This window comes from Pseudomonas sp. MDT1-17 (assembly GCF_054898105.1).
Window position 1 is genome coordinate 580686 of record NZ_JBUBVM010000001.1, and the last position, 16739, is coordinate 597424.

16 protein-coding genes and 1 pseudogene are annotated in these 16739 nt (G+C 58.8%); 5 read left to right on the top strand and 12 right to left on the bottom strand.

Annotated features, from left to right (window positions below):
- Position 1: 1 nt before the first annotated feature.
- From ACYZTX_RS02545 to ACYZTX_RS02585, 9 genes are all read right to left on the bottom strand, one after another.
- Complete coding sequence (locus ACYZTX_RS02545; protein WP_462032819.1) at positions 2-811, bottom strand: MetQ/NlpA family ABC transporter substrate-binding protein; 810 nt, start codon at positions 809-811, stop codon at positions 2-4.
- A gap of 142 nt (positions 812-953) precedes the next feature.
- Positions 954-2306 carry an LLM class flavin-dependent oxidoreductase gene (locus ACYZTX_RS02550; protein WP_462032820.1) on the bottom strand — a complete coding sequence of 451 codons (1353 nt, stop codon included), beginning with the start codon at positions 2304-2306 and terminating at the stop codon, positions 954-956.
- The gene (locus ACYZTX_RS02555) at positions 2307-3500 is read right to left on the bottom strand and encodes an SfnB family sulfur acquisition oxidoreductase (RefSeq protein WP_462032821.1); all 1194 of its coding nucleotides are present in this window, start codon (positions 3498-3500) and stop codon (positions 2307-2309) included.
- Positions 3501-3523: 23 nt separating this feature from the next.
- Positions 3524-4765: an SfnB family sulfur acquisition oxidoreductase gene (locus ACYZTX_RS02560; RefSeq protein ID WP_462032822.1), complete on the bottom strand. Its 1242-nt coding sequence runs from the start codon at positions 4763-4765 to the stop codon at positions 3524-3526.
- 333 nt (positions 4766-5098) lie between these two features.
- Positions 5099-5863 carry a hypothetical protein gene (locus tag ACYZTX_RS02565; RefSeq protein ID WP_462032823.1) on the bottom strand — a complete coding sequence of 255 codons (765 nt, stop codon included), beginning with the start codon at positions 5861-5863 and terminating at the stop codon, positions 5099-5101.
- A 477-nt stretch (positions 5864-6340) separates the two neighbouring features.
- Positions 6341-7096, bottom strand: coding sequence for an L-cystine ABC transporter ATP-binding protein TcyN (tcyN, locus tag ACYZTX_RS02570; RefSeq protein ID WP_462032824.1), 756 nt, complete (start codon positions 7094-7096; stop codon positions 6341-6343).
- Between the two features lie 4 nt (positions 7097-7100).
- Complete coding sequence (gene tcyL / locus ACYZTX_RS02575) at positions 7101-7766, bottom strand: cystine ABC transporter permease (protein WP_010464804.1); 666 nt, start codon at positions 7764-7766, stop codon at positions 7101-7103.
- The gene (gene tcyJ / locus ACYZTX_RS02580; protein ID WP_462032825.1) at positions 7766-8560 is read right to left on the bottom strand and encodes a cystine ABC transporter substrate-binding protein; all 795 of its coding nucleotides are present in this window, start codon (positions 8558-8560) and stop codon (positions 7766-7768) included. The genes tcyL and tcyJ overlap by 1 nt, the downstream gene beginning before the upstream one ends.
- A 232-nt stretch (positions 8561-8792) precedes the next feature.
- Entirely contained in the window at positions 8793-9785 is a 993-nt protein-coding gene (locus ACYZTX_RS02585) for a D-cysteine desulfhydrase (protein WP_462032826.1), read from the bottom strand.
- Between the two features lie 193 nt (positions 9786-9978).
- On the opposite strand from ACYZTX_RS02585, the gene epsC reads away from it, so the two are divergent.
- Positions 9979-10905 carry a serine O-acetyltransferase EpsC gene (gene epsC, locus ACYZTX_RS02590; protein ID WP_462032827.1) on the top strand — a complete coding sequence of 309 codons (927 nt, stop codon included), beginning with the start codon at positions 9979-9981 and terminating at the stop codon, positions 10903-10905.
- A gap of 388 nt (positions 10906-11293) precedes the next feature.
- Positions 11294-13249, top strand: coding sequence for a choline transporter BetT (betT, locus tag ACYZTX_RS02595; RefSeq protein WP_462036976.1), 1956 nt, complete (start codon positions 11294-11296; stop codon positions 13247-13249).
- A gap of 27 nt (positions 13250-13276) precedes the next feature.
- Here betT and ACYZTX_RS02600 read toward each other — a convergent pair whose 3' ends face one another.
- Together ACYZTX_RS02600 and ACYZTX_RS02605 are read right to left on the bottom strand one after the other, a co-directional pair.
- On the bottom strand, positions 13277-13537 hold the full coding sequence (locus ACYZTX_RS02600; RefSeq protein WP_462032828.1) for a hypothetical protein: 261 nt from the start codon (positions 13535-13537) through the stop codon (positions 13277-13279).
- A gap of 50 nt (positions 13538-13587) precedes the next feature.
- Positions 13588-13698, bottom strand: a pseudogene (locus tag ACYZTX_RS02605) (3-ketoacyl-ACP reductase); the annotation flags it as partial.
- Positions 13699-13909: 211 nt separating this feature from the next.
- Between ACYZTX_RS02605 and ACYZTX_RS02610 the strand changes: the two are divergent.
- The 3 genes from ACYZTX_RS02610 (at position 13910) to mgrA (ending at position 15727) form a co-directional block, all read left to right on the top strand.
- Positions 13910-14092 carry a type II toxin-antitoxin system HicA family toxin gene (locus ACYZTX_RS02610; RefSeq protein WP_462032829.1) on the top strand — a complete coding sequence of 61 codons (183 nt, stop codon included), beginning with the start codon at positions 13910-13912 and terminating at the stop codon, positions 14090-14092.
- The gene (locus ACYZTX_RS02615; RefSeq protein ID WP_462032830.1) at positions 14089-14553 is read left to right on the top strand and encodes a type II toxin-antitoxin system HicB family antitoxin; all 465 of its coding nucleotides are present in this window, start codon (positions 14089-14091) and stop codon (positions 14551-14553) included. The genes ACYZTX_RS02610 and ACYZTX_RS02615 overlap by 4 nt, the downstream gene beginning before the upstream one ends.
- A 136-nt stretch (positions 14554-14689) precedes the next feature.
- Positions 14690-15727: an L-glyceraldehyde 3-phosphate reductase gene (mgrA, locus tag ACYZTX_RS02620; protein ID WP_462032831.1), complete on the top strand. Its 1038-nt coding sequence runs from the start codon at positions 14690-14692 to the stop codon at positions 15725-15727.
- Between the two features lie 164 nt (positions 15728-15891).
- On the opposite strand, the gene tauD is transcribed toward mgrA, so the two are convergent.
- Positions 15892-16734 (bottom strand): taurine dioxygenase, encoded by an 843-nt coding sequence (gene tauD, locus ACYZTX_RS02625; RefSeq protein WP_462032832.1) that lies wholly within the window; start codon positions 16732-16734, stop codon positions 15892-15894.
- Positions 16735-16739 lie beyond the last annotated feature (5 nt).

A 16739-nucleotide genomic window follows, 5' to 3' on the forward strand; every position in this document is an offset into this window, starting at 1 on the left:
TTCAACTTTCCCAACCGGCTTGATAAAGCTTGCCGTGGGCTTTATCCAGCGCTGCACGAACGGCCGGCGAATGCTGGTAGATGTCGACAAATTTGATCAGGCGCGGGTCGGTTTTGCTTTTCGGCTGGATCACGAACTGGATCACGTATTCCTTGTGATCGAGGCCGTCGAACAGCAGGGCAGAGCCGGCATCGAAGGTCTTCGACAGGCGGATATAGGCCGGGTAGCTCTGGACCAGATCGGCGTCGTCATAGGCGCGGACCAGTTGCACGGCTTCGACCTGAAGGATTTTGATTTTCTTCGGGTTGGCGATGATGTCTTCTTCGGTGGCCTTGTAGCCGACACCCGGTTTGAGCGTGATCAGCCCGGCCTTGGCCAGCAGTTGCAGGCCACGACCGCTGTTGATCGGGTCGTTGGCGATTGCCACGCTGGCGCCTTCTGGCAGCTCGTCAAAGCTTTTGTATTTCTTCGAGTAGAGGCCGACGTTGTTGATGATCCCCGACGCGAACGGCACCAGGTCAAAACCGGCGGCGGCCTTGGCGTTTTCCAGGAACGGGATGTGCTGGAAGTAGTTCACATCAATGTCGCCGGCGGCGAGGCTGACGTTGGGCGCGATCCAGTCGCTGAACTCCACGAGTTCGACTTTCAGGCCTTGTTTTTGGGCTTCTTCGACGGAGGCTTCCAGGGGAATGGCGAAAGCAGCGGTGGTGCCGACTTTCAACGCTGCGTCGGCGGCGAAGGTGGCGGAGCTGAAAAGGCCGAGGGCCAGGGCCAGTGCTTTGACTGGGTGGGTTAAGAGTTTCTTGGTCATGATGGGTTTTCCAGTCAGTGCATAAATTTTGGCTGTTTGGGCGGGCCTCTTCGTCGGAACGCCGCCCGGAGCAAGCTCGCTCCCACAGTGGATTTTCGGTGTTCACACAATCCCCGTGGGAGCGAGCCTGCTCGCGAAGCTTTTAGCGCCGGTACCCGGCGCCGGTATGTTGCTCAGGCAATTGCGCCTCGCCGTGAAACAGCTTTTCCCGCAGGCTGCCACTGTCGTAAGCGGTCTTGTACGACCCTCTGCGCTGCAACTCGGGAATCACCCGTTCAATGAAATCCACGTAGCTTTCCGGCGTGACAATCCGCGTTAGGTTGAAACCATCCAGACCGGTTTCTGCGATCCACGATTCCAGTTCATCGGCCACTTGCTCAGGTGAACCAACCACAGTGATGTAGCGTCCTCCGAGGGCGTGTTGCTCGAGTAGTTTGCGGCGGGTCCAGTCGTTGTTTTGCAGGTTCTTGGTGGCGGACTGGATCGCGTTGCTCTTCACGTACTGGATCGGTTCGTCGATGGCGTATTCGGAGAAATCGATCCCGGTGGACGCCGAGAAATGCGCCACGCCGGCCTCGGCGCTGGCGTAGCTCAAGTACTCGGCATGCTTGGCCCAGGCCGCCTCTTCGGTTTCGCCGACAATCACGTTCAGCCCCATGAACACCTTGATGTCCTCGGGGTTGCGCCCGGCCTCGACGGCACTGGCGCGAACCTTGTCCACTTGAACTTTGGTCGACGGTTTGTTCTGGCCGCTGATGAACACGCACTCGGCGTGGCGCCCGGCGAACAGCAAACCGCGATCCGAACTGCCGGCCTGGAACAGCACCGGGGTGCGCTGCGGCGAGGGTTCACAGAGGTGATAACCCTCGACCTGATAGAACTCGCCCTTGTGCTCGACCTTGTGCACTTTGTCGGGCTGGGCGTAGATCCGCTGCTGCGGATCATTCAGTACCGCACCGTTTTCCCAGCTGCCTTCCCAGAGTTTGTAGAGCACTTGCAGGTACTCGTCGGCCTGATCGTAACGACGGTCGTGTTCCACCTGTTCGCTCAAGCCCATGGCCTTGGCAGCGCTGTCGAGGTAGCCGGTGACGATGTTCCAGCCGACCCGACCACGGCTCAGGTGATCGAGCGTGGACATGCGACGGGCGAACAGATACGGCGGTTCGTAAGTGAGGTTGGCGGTGAGGCCGAAGCCGAGGTTTTTGGTGACCGCCGCCATTGCCGACACCAGCAGCAACGGGTCGTTGACCGGCAGTTGAATTGACTCTTTGAGCGGCACATCCACTGAGTTTTGGTAGACGTCGTAAACCCCGACGATGTCGGCGATGAACAGACCATCAAACAGTCCACGCTCCAGCAGTTGCGCGAGTTCGGTCCAGTATTCAATCGTCTTGTACTGAGTGGAGTTGTCCCGTGGATGCGTCCACAGACCATGGTTGATGTGCCCGATGCAGTTCATGTTGAAGGCGTTGAGCAAAATCTTTTTCTTGGCCATTTAGATGGTCCCCCGCAGTGGCGGGTTTTCATCGTTGAGGTAGTAATTGCCGACGGCGTGATACTTCCAGCGCACCGGGTCGTGCAGCGTGTGCACCCGAGCGTTGCGCCAGTGGCGATCCAGGCCGTGTTCGATCAGGGTCGCCTGGCTGCCGGCCAATTCGAACAGTGTGCTGCCAGCGGCGAGGGAAATCTCGGTGCTGATGGCCCGGGCTTCGGCGACGGCAATTGAGGCGGCCGCGACAGTCTCGGCGTTGGTCGTGGCCTGAGCCTTGTCGAGGAATTCGCCGGAGCGTTCCAGCAAGGCTTCGGCGGCGTGCAGACGAATACTCAAGTGGCCGAAGCTCTTGATGGTCAGCGGGTCCTCGGTGGCTTTGTCGTTGCCGGAATCGATCCACGGCCGGGTTTTGGTCCGCACAAAATGCAGTGCATCTTCATAGGCAGCCCGGGCGATGCCGGTGTCGATGGCGGCGTGAAGTATCTGCGCCAGCGGGCCGACGGTGGTCGGGCGCTCGAACGCACTTTGAAACGGGATCACGTCTTCGGCGGCGACGTAGACCTCTTCAAGCACCACCGAACCGCTGCCGGTGGTGCGCTGGCCGAAGCCGCTCCAGTCGTCGATCACCGTCAAGCCTTTGCTGTTGCGCGGCACGAACGCCAATTGCTGCACGCCGTTTTCATCCACGACCGAGGTCGGAATGCGCTGTGCATAAATCGCCCCGGTGGCGTAGAACTTGCGGCCGTTGATGCGATAGCCGCTGCTGTCACGGGTCAGGCTGGTGACCCGGTCGTGGGCGGTTTTGGTGCCCAGTTCCGCCAAGGCATTGCCAAAGCGCTGGCCGGCGAGCACTTCTGCGTACAGGCGTTTTTTCTGCTCTTCGCTGCCGTTCACGCGCAACACTTCGAGCGCATAGAAATGGTTCTGCGGGATTTGTCCGAGCGAGCCATCTGCCTGAGCGATCAACGCGATCACCTTGGCCAACGTGACGTTGGAAACCCCGGCGCCGCCGTATTCTTTTGGCACGCTGATGCCCCAGAGCCCCGAGCGGGAAAACACTTCCAGTTCCGGGAGCGGCAAACGGCGTTCGCGGTCGCGCAAGGCGCTGTCGCGTTTGAAATCTTCGGCCAGGTCACTGGCGACAATCAGGGCTTGCTCATCGCTGGTTATGACCGCGACGTGGTGAGAAAGAGTCATGTGTTTCTCCAGAGATCTGGTCGTTAAATCCAGGAGTGGCGAGCGGGGAGCGTGCCATTGAGGTGATAAGTGCCGACCGCGTGATATTTCCAGCGCACCGGGTCGTGCAGCGTGTGCACGCGGGCGTTGCGCCAGTGGCGGTCGAGGTTGAATTCGGCGAGGGTGGCGCGGCTGCCGGCCAGTTCGAAAAGCTTTTCGCTGGCCAGCAGCGAGATCTCGGTGGTCAGCACTTTGGCTTCGGCCACGGCAATCGAGGCGCGGGCGGCAGACTCGGCGGTGAGCGGCGCGGCGTTGACTTGATCGAGCACTTGCCCGGCCTTGCGCAGCAGCGCTTCGGCGGCGTGCAGTTCGATCTTCAGTCTGCCGATATCAGCAATCACATACAGGTCATCGCTGGCCCGTTCGACCTTGGCGTCGATCCATGGCCGCGCGAAGGTTTTCACGAACTCGATGGCGTCGTCGATGGCGCCCCGGGCGATGCCGGCGTCAATGGCGGCTTGAATCAGCTGCGATACGGCCCCCTGAATGTTCGGGCTGTCATTGATCTTCCAGTTATCCACCATCAGCTCGGCGTCGACCTGCACGTTGTTGAGCAAAAGGGTGCCGCTGGCGGTGGTGCGTTGGCCGAAGCCCGACCAGTCATCAACGATGCGCAGGCCCGGTGTACCGCGGCGGACGAAAGCCAGGACCTGCTTGCCGTCGTCGTTCAGTGCCTTGACGGCGACCCAGTGGGCGAACAGCGCGCCAGTGGAATAGAACTTCTGCCCGTTGAGGACGAAGCCGTCACCGTCAGCGGTGATTCGTGCCTTTAGTTCAAGGGTGTTTTTGGTGCCGCGCTCAGGTCCTGCGTTACCGATCCGCCAGCCGTCGAGCACGCTTTTGAACAGCTGTTTTTTTTGCGACTCGGTGGCGCTACCGAGCACCAGATTAAGAATGCCAAACTGGTTCTGCGGGATCTGTCCCAATGCCGGGTCGGCCGCGGAAATGATCGCGAAGACTTCGGCAACGGTGACGAATGAAACCTGTGGGCCACCGTACTCGCGAGAGATCGCAATGCTGCCCAGGCCGCTGCGGGTGAATTGTTCGATTTCCGACCACGGCAGCTTGCGCTGCTGGTCGCGTTTAGCCGCTTGCAGACGGGCGACTTGCGCCAGCTCATGGGCAGCCTTGATGGCTTGTGCGTCGTTGCGCAAGACCTGCGCGGGCAACAACAGCGGGGCGATGTCCAGATCACTCTGGACGATTGCATCTGCCAGACTGGACATCAGTGCCGCTCCTTGGCTGCACGCAATGCCCTGGCGATCTGCACTGGGGTGATTGTGTTCCGGACCATACCTACCTCACATCTCATGGAAACGCCGCGAGGGTTGCGACGAACGAAAACAAGAATGTCCGGTGGTCCGGTGCATATACCCTAAGCGTGTACAAATAATAAATAAACTAACTTTTAGGAATAAGCATAGAAGACGCTTTAAGAGGTTGAACGCGCCCCCTGTGGGAGCGGGCTTGCTCGCGAAGGCGGTGTGTGAGGCAACATTGATGGTGACTGATACGGCCTCTTCGCGAGCAAGCCCGCTCCCACAGGGGCGGCGGTGTTTTCACTCCTTGCGGGGTTCTGCTGCCTTCAGCTCCTCTTTCAACGGCACTTTCAGATAAGGATTTGCACACCCGATCTTCAGCATCCGCGGTGGTGCCCAGCGGGAGTTGTTACCCACCCGGTCGAGGATGCAGTAAGTCACTTCCAGCCGAAGGTCTTCGCCGGCTTCGAGAATGATCGCCGGCGGCACCCAGACCTGGATCGGCTGGCCGACATCGCTTGCCTTGAGTCGTGGCAGATCCATACGTACATCGCCCCAGCGCAGGGTGATTTCGTCGTCGGCGGCCATGTTCAGGTAAGGCTCGATGGTCAGCGGAACCCCGCGCTTGATCTGGTTCGGATTGACCCCCTGGCGGCGAATGGTCTCGGGGATGTTCACGGGTTCCAGACTCTGGTTTTCGTCGCCACACAGCGTCGATGGTTGGCCGCCGGGGCAGTCCAGTTTGATCTGCACCCGTCTGGCGGCCGACAGGGTTGGCCCTTGCCCGATCTGCATGATCCGGTAGTGAACGCGCGAGGTGCCATTGGCGATGAAACTCTCGGGCACACGCAGTTGGACCGGCTGGCCGACATCGCTGGCCGTAAGCACTCTGGAGGCCACGTAGCAGTTGTCCCAGAACAGTTCGATCAGGTCGCCTTCGTCCATGCCGGGGTAGGGCGCCACGTCGATCAGCAGGTGAGCTGCCGAAGTGGTGTTGATGCAAGTCTTGTGAGATTGCGCCAGGGTCGGGGCCGCAAGTTCGGGTTTGTTCGAAGTGCTTGTCATGGGGTTTCTCCTTGAAGCCTGCAGCGAAGTCCGTTTCTGAAAGTTCGAAAGGCGTGAATTGCCGAGCAACAATACTGTTCGCTATTTACAAGTTTAAATAATGAGTGAGTGCGGGATTCGACGCCTGTTGGAGACTAGATAAGAGTTCGCTTGAACAGGTGTCAATAGAGCTGGCTAGTTAAGTAGAGTATCCAGGGTTATTCAGAAAGATCCTACGCATTGAAGTCAATAAGCTGTACCACTCTGTCGAACTTGACCGCGATTTTATAGGCTTTTAGCGCGTTGTGGACGGCGAGATCAGTTCGGTGGGGAGGCTGGTTTTGACGGATTTTAGGCGAGGTTAATCTGTTGCAGGACATATATATGTACCGCACGCAGCGTCGATTAAATATCTATTGTTCGGGAGGGCCGAGAGATTTATTAGCGGGGTGGTTGTCACTTCCATCCATGGAAGTTAATAAGAGGTGAGGTGATGTTTCAGTGGTGAGCGTTATTCAAGAACTTGCTGAGGAACTGTTTAGTCCGCTCTTCTTTCGGATTGGCAAACAGCGCCTTGGCTTCGCCTTGCTCGACGATCACACCCTTGTCGAAAAACACCACGCGGTTCGCCACGTCGCGGGCGAAGCCCATTTCGTGGGTGACGATGACCATGGTGCGCTTCTCCTCGGCCAGGCTGCGGATGGTCGCCAGCACTTCGCCTACCAGTTCTGGGTCGAGCGCTGAGGTCGGTTCATCGAACAGGATGACTTCCGGTTCCATCGCCAGTGCACGGGCAATCGCCACACGCTGTTGCTGGCCACCGGAAAGGCGTCGCGGGTAAGCGTCTTCCTTGCCCGCCAGGCCAACCCTGGCCAAAAGCTTTTTACCCAGGGCAACGGCTTCGGCCTGGGGAATCTTTTTCACCACAATCGGACCTTCGATGACGTTTTCCAAAGCGGTGCGATGGGGGAACAGATTGAAGCTCTGGAACACGAAGCCAACGTGCTGACGCAAGCGCCGCACCAAGCTCTGCTGCTGGTTCAACGGGCGGCTGCCATCGATCTCGATGTCACCGACCTTGATCCGGCCGCTGGTGGGTTCTTCCAGAAAATTCAGGCATCGCAGGAAGGTGGTTTTACCCGAGCCGCTAGGCCCGATGATCGCCACCACCTCGCCTTCCTTCACTTGCAGATCGATGCCGTTGAGCACCACTTGACCCTTGAACTGCTTTGTCAGTTTTTCCACGACAATCATTGGGTCAGGACTCCTGGTCGTGCCGATTGACCCGCTCTTCCAACTTGTTCTGCAGGTGCGAGAGCACCGTGGCCAGAATCCAGTAGATCAGCGCGGCGGCAAGGTACATGGTGAACACTTCGAAGGTGCGTGCTGTGATCAACTGCGCCTGGCGGAACAGCTCCGGCACCTGGATGGTGGCGGCCAGCGCGGTGTCCTTGACCAGCGAAATGAAGCTGTTGCCCAGCGGCGGCAATGCGGTGCGCATCGCTTGCGGGATGATGGCCCGGCGCAGGGTCTGCGCTCGGGTCATGCCGATGCTGGCGGCAGCTTCCCACTGACCGCGCTCGATGGAGCTGATCGCGGAACGCAGGATTTCACAGGCGTAAGCGGCCATGTTCAGCGAGAAGCCGATCAGGGCCGCCGGCAGCGGATCGAGTTCCATGCCCAATTGCGGCAAGCCGTAATAGATCACGAACAGTTGCACCAGCAACGGCGTGCCGCGAAAGAACGACACATAGATGCGGGCGATCCAGCTCACCAGCTTGAAGCGCGACAGGCGCATCAGTGCCAGGCCGAAGCCCAGCATGAGGCCGAAGAACATCCCGCCCAGGCTCAAGATGACCGTGTAGTAGGCCCCCTTGAGCAGGAAAGGCAGGGAGTCCAGTGCGAGTTGGAAAGCTTCTTCCATTATTGAGTGACGTCAGCGCTGAAGTATTTTTCCGAAAGCTTTTTCAGCGTACCGTCGGCACGTAGCTTGTCGATGGCTTTGTTCACCGCAGCCAGCAACTCAGGCTCACCTTTGCGCAGGGCAATACCGGCTTCCTGACGGGAGAACGCTTCGCCGGCGGCGACAGTGTCCTTGGCCTTTTTGGCGTATTCCAGTGCGGCGAGGCGGTCGATCAGAATGGCGTCGATGCGGCCGACGCGCAGATCCTGGAACTTGGTCGGATCATCGTCATAGGTCTTGATAATGGCTTTAGGCTGATTTTCCTTGAGCCATTGTTCGTAGTTGGTGCCCAGGCCTACACCGACTTTCTTGCCATCCAGATCGGCGGCGGTCTTGATGGTGTCTTTGTTCTTGGTCAGAACCAGCGCCTGAATCCCGGAAACGGTGTACGGCTCGGAGAAGTCATACTTCTTTTTGCGCTCGTCCGAGATGGTCACCTGGTTGATCACCGCGTCCAGACGCTTGGATTCCAGCGCTGCAAGGATGCCGTCCCATTTGGTCGGTTGCAGTTTGACCTTCACGCCCAGCTCTTTGGCCAGGGCTTCGGAGAACTCGACTTCGAAGCCAGCCAGCTTGCCGTCGGCGTCGACGAAACTGAACGGTGGGTAAGTGCCTTCCAGGCCGACGTTGATCACGCCAGCGTCTTTGATCTTTTGCAGCTGCTCACCGGCAACTGCTTGCCCCAACAGACCGGCGCTCAGCGCCAGGCCCAGCGAACCAACCAGCAAGTTTCGACGTAGTGCAGAAAAATTCATGACAAGCCCCTGTGTTTTCTTATGGAAGACGCTTTAGGAAAGTTGGCAAATTCGGGATTTGAACGACTGCGATATCCTGCCCTAAAGCAGCGTATGCGTCTCGCTGCAAATTCGCCTGCGGCGTGACTATATGATGAGGTTTTTAGATAAGAAAATAATGAATATTTAGTTTTTTATTCTTTTATTGTATATGCGTTCAAGAACGTTCCCACGCAGACGTGGGAACGATCGCTTATAAAAAGTCTTTGTAGGCAAACAACGCCGGTGCCCCACCGGTGTGCAGGAAGATGATCGGGCCGTCATTGAAGCGCTGGCGGCCGATGCCATCGAGCAATCCCGCCATGGCCTTGCCGGTATAAACCGGGTCCAGCAGTAAACCTTCCTGACTCGCCACCAGCTTCACCGCCGACAGGGTCCCGGCATTCGGCTCGCCGTAGCGCGGACCGAAGTATTCGTCCCACAACTCGATCTTGAAACTCGCTGGCAGGCTCACGCCCAGCAGCTCGGCAGTGCGCTCGGCGAGACCCTGGACTTTCGGTCGCTGATCTTCATCACTACGGGACACCGTGACACCAATCACTGGCAAATCCGGCAGTACTTCGCTCAATGCCAGCGCCAGACCACTGTGGGTGCCGGCACTGCCCGAGGCCAGAACCACGGCGGCGAATGTCAGCCCGGTGTCCTTGATCTGCTCGGCCAATTCCAGCCCGGCGCGCACATAACCTAACGCGCCCAATGCATTCGAGCCACCAATCGGCACCCGATACGGCTTCTTGCCATTGTTGCGTAGACGGTCGGCCAGAGCCTGCAATTGCTCGTCGGCGTTGTCGAGGTTTTCAACCAACTCGACCTTGGCATCGAACAGGTCCAGCAACAGTCGATTGCCGTTGCCGACATAGTTAGCGTCGTCGGTACCCAAGGGGTTTTCCAGCAGCGCTATGCAGCCCAGGCCAAGCTTGGCCGCAATGGCGGCAGTCTGGCGCACATGGTTGGACTGAAGCGCCCCTGCGGTAATCAAGGTGTCGGCACCTTGTGCCAGCGCATCGGCCGCCAGGTATTCGAGTTTGCGCAGCTTGTTGCCGCCCATGGCCAGCGGCGTCAGGTCGTCACGTTTGACGTACACATCGCGGCCGAGCCAGGTCGACAGCCGTTCGAGTTTTTCCAGGGCAGTAGGATGACCAAGCAGGTCGAGACGGTTAAAGCGGGCAAGCTGTTGTTTGATCATGGGGGTCCGTACTGGCGGAGGGAGATGACAGGACTATAGGCACGCCTATTTAGCGGGGCAACCGGCAATCGCCTTATGCCCAAAAGTGCTGAGCACAGCACAATCGGTTCTTAATTCGCCTTCCGGACCATGCCGTAAAGTAATCCCCGTTAACGCGGCCAGACAGTCCGGCCGCCCGTGAGGAGTTTTTACCGTGAGCGAGCGTTCCAGTCATTGGCAACTGCAGACCATCGTCAGTCAACTGCGCACGGCGCGTGAGCAGTGGCGCGTACAAAACGGCCGCGCCAGCACCGAACAGGGCGGTCGCGAGTTGCCTTCCCGGGCGGCCATGGCAGAGATTCTCGAAGCCCTCTGTGGCGCGTTGTTCCCGATGCGCCTCGGCCCGGTGGATCTGCGCGAGGAGAGTGAAGACTTTTACGTCGGCCACACGCTGGACGTTGCGTTGAATGCGTTGCTGGCTCAGGCGCGACTCGAATTGCGCTACGCCGCTCGCCACAGTGCCCAGGCCGATACTGAGGTCGAGGCCAAGACCATTCAGATCATTCAGGACTTCGCCCTCGCGTTGCCGGGGCTGCGCAGTCTGCTCGACACCGACGTGCTGGCGGCCTATCACGGCGATCCGGCAGCTCGCAGCGTCGATGAAGTGCTGCTGTGCTATCCGGGAATTCTGGCGGTGATTCACCATCGCCTGGCCCATCATTTGTACCGCGCCGGATTGCCGTTGCTGGCACGGATCAGCGCGGAAATCGCCCACTCGGCCACCGGTATCGACATTCACCCTGGCGCGCAGATTGGTCGCAGCTTCTTCATCGATCACGGGACGGGCGTGGTGATCGGCGAGACCGCCATCATTGGTGAGCGCGTACGGATTTATCAGGCCGTGACGCTGGGCGCCAAACGCTTCCCGGCGGATGAGGACGGCCAGTTGCAGAAGGGCCATCCACGGCACCCGATTGTTGAGGATGATGTGGTGATCTATGCAGGGGCGACGATTTTGGGGAGGATCACTATCGGCAAGGGTTCGACCATTGGCGGCAATGTCTGGCTGACCCGTAGCGTACCGGCCGGGTGCAACCTGACGCAGGCGAATCTGCAGCATGATGATGGGACGCAGAAGTAGGCCCCCGGTTTTTTGGTGACAGATAAACAGTCTTCGCTGGCTGTAGGAGCTGTCGAGTGAAACGAGGCTGCGATCTTTTCAAAAACACCACCAAAGTCAAAAGATCGCAGCCTCGTTTCACTCGACAGCTCCTACAAAATCCTCCAAACCCCACGTCATACCCTTCCATGAGCTAGCGTACAAAGCACACCGCCGAAGCTTGCGATTAGTCCTTAGCGCCCTATCCATGTTTAACTTGAACGCACATTCAAGTTAAACCGCCGGTTTGCTGCCCGCTCACAACAGGAGGCTTGCCTTTGCCGAGTCCGTTACTGATTGCCCTGTTTCACCCCCTTGAGGTGCGCCTTTCATGAGTGCATCGTCCCTTCCTCCAAGCGGCCAGGTCCGCATGAATCCGCCGGTGTTTTACTTCGCGGCGAGCTTCATTCTGTTGTTCGGCATTGTGGTGATAGCCATGCCGGAACAGGCCGGTGCCTGGCTGCTGGAAGCACAAAACTGGGCGGCCAATACGGTCGGCTGGTACTACATGCTTGCGATGACCCTGTATCTGGTCTTCGTGGTGGTCACCGCCTTGTCCGGCTACGGCAAGATCAAGCTCGGTGCCGACCACGACGAACCCGAATTCAGTTACCTGTCCTGGGCCGGCATGCTGTTCGCCGCCGGGATCAGCATCACGCTGTTTTTCTTTTGCGTGTCCGAACCGCTGACCCATTTGGCGCAACCACCGCAAGGCGAGGCCGGCACGGCGGATGCGGCGCGGCAGGCGATGCAGATTCTGTTTCTGCACTGGGGCCTGCATGGCTGGGGCGTGTTCGCCTTTGTCGGCATGGCGCTGGCCTACTTCGCTTATCGACATAACCTGCCACTGGCCCTGCGTTCGGCGCTCTATCCGCTGATCGGCAAGCGCATCAACGGCCCCATCGGTTATGCGGTGGACGGCTTCGGCATCATCGCCACGGTGTTCGGCCTCGGCGCCGACATGGGCTTTGGCGTGTTGCACCTCAACTCGGGTCTGGACTACTTGTTCGGCATCGCTCACACCCAGTGGATTCAGGTCGGCCTGATCACGCTGATGATGGGCGCGGCGATTATCGTTGCAGTGTCTGGCGTCGATAAAGGCGTGCGGGTGATGTCTGACATCAACATGCTGCTGGCCTGCGCGCTACTGCTGTTCGTGTTGTTCGCCGGCCCCACTCAGCACCTGCTCAACACCCTGATCCAGAACATCGGCGACTACCTCGGCGCGTTGCCGATGAAGAGTTTCGACCTCTACGCTTACGACAAACCCAGCGACTGGCTGGGCGGCTGGACAGTGTTCTACTGGGCCTGGTGGATTGCATGGTCGCCGTTCGTGGGTCTGTTCATTGCACGGATTTCCCGTGGCCGGACCATCCGCGAATTCGTCTTCGGCGTGCTGTTGATTCCGCTCGGTTTTACCCTGGCGTGGATGTCGATCTTCGGCAATAGCGCCATCGATCAAGTCCTCAATCACGGCATGAGCGCCCTCGGCATGTCGGCCATCGACAACCCGTCGATGACCCTTTACCTGCTGCTGGAAACCTATCCGTGGAGCAAAACGGTCATCGCGGTGACGGTGTTCATCAGCTTCGTGTTTTTCGTCACTTCGGCCGACTCCGGCACGGTGGTGTTGTCGACGCTGTCCGCCAAGGGCGGCAACCCGGATGAAGACGGTCCGAAATGGCTGCGAGTGTTCTGGGGTGCAATGACGGCGCTGGTGACCAGTGCGCTGCTGTTCTCCGGCAGCATCGATGCATTGAAGTCAGCGGTGGTGCTGACCTCGTTGCCGTTCTCCATGATTTTGCTGCTGATGATGTGGGGGCTGCACAAAGCGTTCTATCTGGAGTCGCAGAAGCAGATCGCGCAGATGCATTCCCTGGCGCCGGTGTCCGGCTCGCGGCGTGGCGGCTGGCGTCAACGCTTGACTCAGGCCGTGCATTTCCCGTCTCGTGATGAGGTTTACCGCTTCCTCGATACGACGGTGCGCCCGGCGATTGAAGAAGTCTCGGCGGTGTTCGTCGAGAAGGGCTTGAACGTGCTCACTCAACCCGATCCGGCGAATGACAACGTCAGCCTGGAAATCGGTCACGGTGAGGAGCATCCGTTCATCTATCAGGTGCAGATGCGTGGCTACTTCACGCCATCGTTTGCCCGTGGCGGCATGGGTTCCAAGGAACTCAACAACCGTCGCTACTACCGGGCCGAAGTGCATTTGAGCGAGGGCAGTCAGGACTACGATCTGGTGGGTTACACCAAGGAGCAGATCATCAACGACATCCTCGATCAGTACGAACGGCACATGCAGTTCTTGCATTTGGTGCGTTGATCGAGAACCGGTGGCGCCGGGCCCTTTTCAGGTCTCGGCGCTCAACACCATGAACAGCACCATCGCCGCCACAGGCACGCCGAATACGGCGCTGCCGACCACCAGTTCCGTGCTCAGGGGCTGGCCTGCGCTGACCATGCCGACTGCACCGTTGATCAACGTCAGCGCGAACCACAGCACGACAAAGCTGTAGGTCAGGGTCTGGCGGCTGAAACCGATTTTCTCGCCGATGAACAGCATCAGCGCCAGCAGGATCAGGCCGAAGGTAATGATGATCGTGGTGTGCATGGTGTGTGCTCCTGAGAACGATCAAGACTGCGGTGTCAGTGTGAGCTTAGTTAAACCAGCCCGCCATTGACCCGCAGGATTTGCCCGTTGACCCAGGCCGAATCCGGGCCGACCAGAAAGGACACGACGCGGGAGATGTCTTCTGGCTGAGCCAGACGTGCTGTATCCCCACAACCGACACATGTCGCCACGGGTTCGGGTGTTTGTGGATTGGTTGGGGGAAGTGTTTGCGGATGGTCGGTAGCCGCTGGTCCACGGGCAAGTTGGATCTTCTCACCTTAGGCTAATATTTATCATAGTGTGTATGGTGTGTATTAAAAGCCTGTTCGTCGCGTAAGTGCGCAGCAGATGCTGCCCACAAGGACGAAGGTGATGCGAAGTCGGGAAATGATCAGGATGATCGAAGAGGATGGTTGGTGTCTGGGGGCCGTGAAAGGCAGCCATCATCAGTACAAGCATCCGTACAAGCCAGGGAGGGTGACGATAAAACACCCGGACTCAGAGCTTCCAAAAGGAACGATCAACAGCATATTGAAACAGGCGGGTCTGAAATGAGCCCCGACATCGGATATCAAAGCCCCGAAGGGGCCACATCACAGGAAGGACTCACCGAAATGAAATTCCCGGTCGTTCTGCACAAGGATGCCGACTCAGAATACGGAGTAATTATCCCGGACGTGCCGGGCTGCTTCTCCGCAGGCGGTACTGTGGCGCAGGCATTTGAAAACGTGAAAGAAGCATTGTCGTTGCATTATGAAGGCTTGGTGGCCGATGGCGATCCACTGCCGCAGGTGCGTGAGATCGACGCTCATCTTAATAACCCTGATTACGCAGGCGGCGTGTGGGGTGTGGTCGAATTCGATATCACGCCTTACTTCGGCAAGTCGGTACGCTTCAATGCCACGCTGCCTGAGCAGTTGCTTGAACGTATCGACCAAACGGTCAGACGGGATCAGCGATATAGCTCAAGGTCTGGCTTTCTGGCTGCTGCCGCCCTGCGGGAGTTGTCGGCGTAAACGTAGGTGGATCAAAAATCTGTGAAACGTTTCAGCATTTTCTCGAGTCCGAGGTTTATCGGCGTTTGTCTGGGCGTATGCTGGGCAACTTGCGAAGCAGTCGATACCAACTTCAAGACAGACAAGAGAGGATTCGATGACCTACACCGCTGCCGAAACCCGCTATGACTCCATCCCTTACCGCCGCGTCGGTCGCAGTGGGCTGGTGCTGCCGGCACTGTCTCTGGGCCTGTGGCACAACTTTGGCGACAGCACGCCGATCGACACCCAGCGTTCATTGCTGCGCACCGCGTTTGATCTGGGCATCAACCATTTCGACCTGGCCAACAACTATGGCCCGCCGTATGGCAGCGCCGAGATCAATTTCGGTCGTTTGCTGCGCGAAGACTTCAAGCAGTATCGCGACGAGCTGATTATCTCGAGCAAGGCCGGTTGGGACATGTGGGCCGGCCCTTATGGTCAGGGCGGCGGTTCGCGCAAGTACGTGCTGGCCAGCCTTGATCAGAGCCTGCAACGCCTGGGTCTGGACTACGTGGACATCTTCTACTCCCACCGCTTCGACCCGGACACGCCGCTGGAAGAAACCGCCAGCGCACTGGCCACTGCCGTGCAACAGGGCAAGGCGCTGTACATCGGCATCTCGTCCTACTCGGGGGTTAAAACCCGTGAAATGGCCGCGCTGCTGAAAGAGTGGAAAGTCCCGTTGCTGATTCACCAACCGGCTTACAACCTGCTCAATCGATGGGTGGAAAAAGACCTGCTGGATACGACGGACGAACTCGGTACGGGCGTGATTGCTTTCACGCCGCTGGCTCAGGGTTTGTTGACCGACAAGTACCTCAACGGTGTGCCGGCGGATGCGCGGGTCAATCGCCCGGGCGGTGGTTCGTTGCAGGCATCGCACCTGTCCGAAGCCAACATCGCTCATGTGCGTGCACTGAATGAGATCGCCAAGCGTCGCGGACAGAGTCTGGCGCAGCTGGCATTGGCCTGGACGTTGCGTGATTCGCGGGTGACTTCTGCGCTGATCGGTGCGAGCCGTCCGGAGCAGATTATCGAGAACGTCGGGGCGTTGAAGAATTTGAGCTTTAGCGCTGAAGAGCTGGCGGAGATTGACCGGTTTGCTCAGGAGGGTGGGATTAATCTTTGGGAGAAGCCTTCGGCGGCGGAGTAAGTGTTCGGCACCGGATAATCTGGCGCCTGCTTTGACCTCATCGCGGGCAAGCCCGCTCCCACAGGTTTATCGGTTGGCCACAGAATGTTGGTTCAACACATAACCAGTGTGGGAGCGGGCTTGCCCGCGACGGCGCCATCAAAGTCAGTACAAGTATTGGATGATCACCGGAAAAACGGCACGTCCCCCAGCACCGTCGCCCGCTGCATCACCCGCCGCGCCGGCCGGTAATCATCCACGGCGTAATGCTGTGTCACGCGGTTATCCCAAAACGCCACGTCGTCCTTCTGCCAACGCCAGCGAATCGTAAATTCCGGCCGTGTCGCGTGGGCAAACAGAAACTTCAGAATCACCTCGCTTTCGGTCTCCGACAGCTCATTGATCTTCGACGTGAAACCTTCATTGACGAACAACGACCGGCGCCCGCTCACGGGGTGCGTGCGGATCACCGGGTGTGACAGCGGCGGATTCTTGCGGCGCGCTTCTTCCCACTGGGCCAACGCTTGCGGCGTGTTGCCATAACGCTCCAGCGGAAACGACCGAGTAAAGTCGTGGGTAGCTGTCAGCCCTTCGAGCAAGGTTTTCATCGGCGCGGACAACGCTTCATACGCCGCGATGCCGCTGGCCCACAGTGTGTCGCCACCAAACTCCGGCAGCAGCTTGGCGCTGAGCACAGCGCCCATGGCCGGGGTCGGCAGGAAGGTTACGTCGGTGTGCCAGATGGCGTTGTCGCGCACGTCGGTGATGGCGGTGTCGAGGATCAGCACTTCGGGCTGTTCCGGCACATTCGGGTAGATCGGGTGAATGTGCAGGTCGCCGAAATGGGCGGCGAATCGCGCTTGTTGCTGTGGCTCGATTGGCTGGTCGCGGAAGAACAGCACCTGATGCTTGAGCAACGCCTGCTCGATGGCGTCGCGCTGTTCCAGGCTCAGCGGCTGGCTGATGTCGACGCCGCTGATTTGCGCGCCGAGGGCCGAGCTGAGGGGGACGATTTTCAGGTGGCTCATGGTGG

Bases quoted from the DNA above. Each gene is read 5' to 3' on its own strand.
- ACYZTX_RS02545 (WP_462032819.1), bottom strand. From the start codon at position 811: ATGACCAAGAAACTCTTAACCCACCCAGTCAAAGCACTGGCCCTGGCC.
- ACYZTX_RS02550 (WP_462032820.1), bottom strand. From the start codon at position 2,306: ATGGCCAAGAAAAAGATTTTGCTCAACGCCTTCAACATGAACTGCATC.
- ACYZTX_RS02555 (WP_462032821.1), bottom strand. From the start codon at position 3,500: ATGACTCTTTCTCACCACGTCGCGGTCATAACCAGCGATGAGCAAGCC.
- ACYZTX_RS02560 (WP_462032822.1), bottom strand. From the start codon at position 4,765: ATGTCCAGTCTGGCAGATGCAATCGTCCAGAGTGATCTGGACATCGCC.
- ACYZTX_RS02565 (WP_462032823.1), bottom strand. From the start codon at position 5,863: ATGACAAGCACTTCGAACAAACCCGAACTTGCGGCCCCGACCCTGGCG.
- tcyN (WP_462032824.1), bottom strand. From the start codon at position 7,096: ATGATTGTCGTGGAAAAACTGACAAAGCAGTTCAAGGGTCAAGTGGTG.
- tcyL (WP_010464804.1), bottom strand. From the start codon at position 7,766: ATGGAAGAAGCTTTCCAACTCGCACTGGACTCCCTGCCTTTCCTGCTC.
- tcyJ (WP_462032825.1), bottom strand. From the start codon at position 8,560: ATGAATTTTTCTGCACTACGTCGAAACTTGCTGGTTGGTTCGCTGGGC.
- ACYZTX_RS02585 (WP_462032826.1), bottom strand. From the start codon at position 9,785: ATGATCAAACAACAGCTTGCCCGCTTTAACCGTCTCGACCTGCTTGGT.
- betT (WP_462036976.1), top strand. From the start codon at position 11,294: ATGAATCCGCCGGTGTTTTACTTCGCGGCGAGCTTCATTCTGTTGTTC.
- ACYZTX_RS02600 (WP_462032828.1), bottom strand. From the start codon at position 13,537: ATGCACACCACGATCATCATTACCTTCGGCCTGATCCTGCTGGCGCTG.
- ACYZTX_RS02610 (WP_462032829.1), top strand. From the start codon at position 13,910: ATGCGAAGTCGGGAAATGATCAGGATGATCGAAGAGGATGGTTGGTGT.
- ACYZTX_RS02615 (WP_462032830.1), top strand. From the start codon at position 14,089: ATGAGCCCCGACATCGGATATCAAAGCCCCGAAGGGGCCACATCACAG.
- mgrA (WP_462032831.1), top strand. From the start codon at position 14,690: ATGACCTACACCGCTGCCGAAACCCGCTATGACTCCATCCCTTACCGC.
- tauD (WP_462032832.1), bottom strand. From the start codon at position 16,734: ATGAGCCACCTGAAAATCGTCCCCCTCAGCTCGGCCCTCGGCGCGCAA.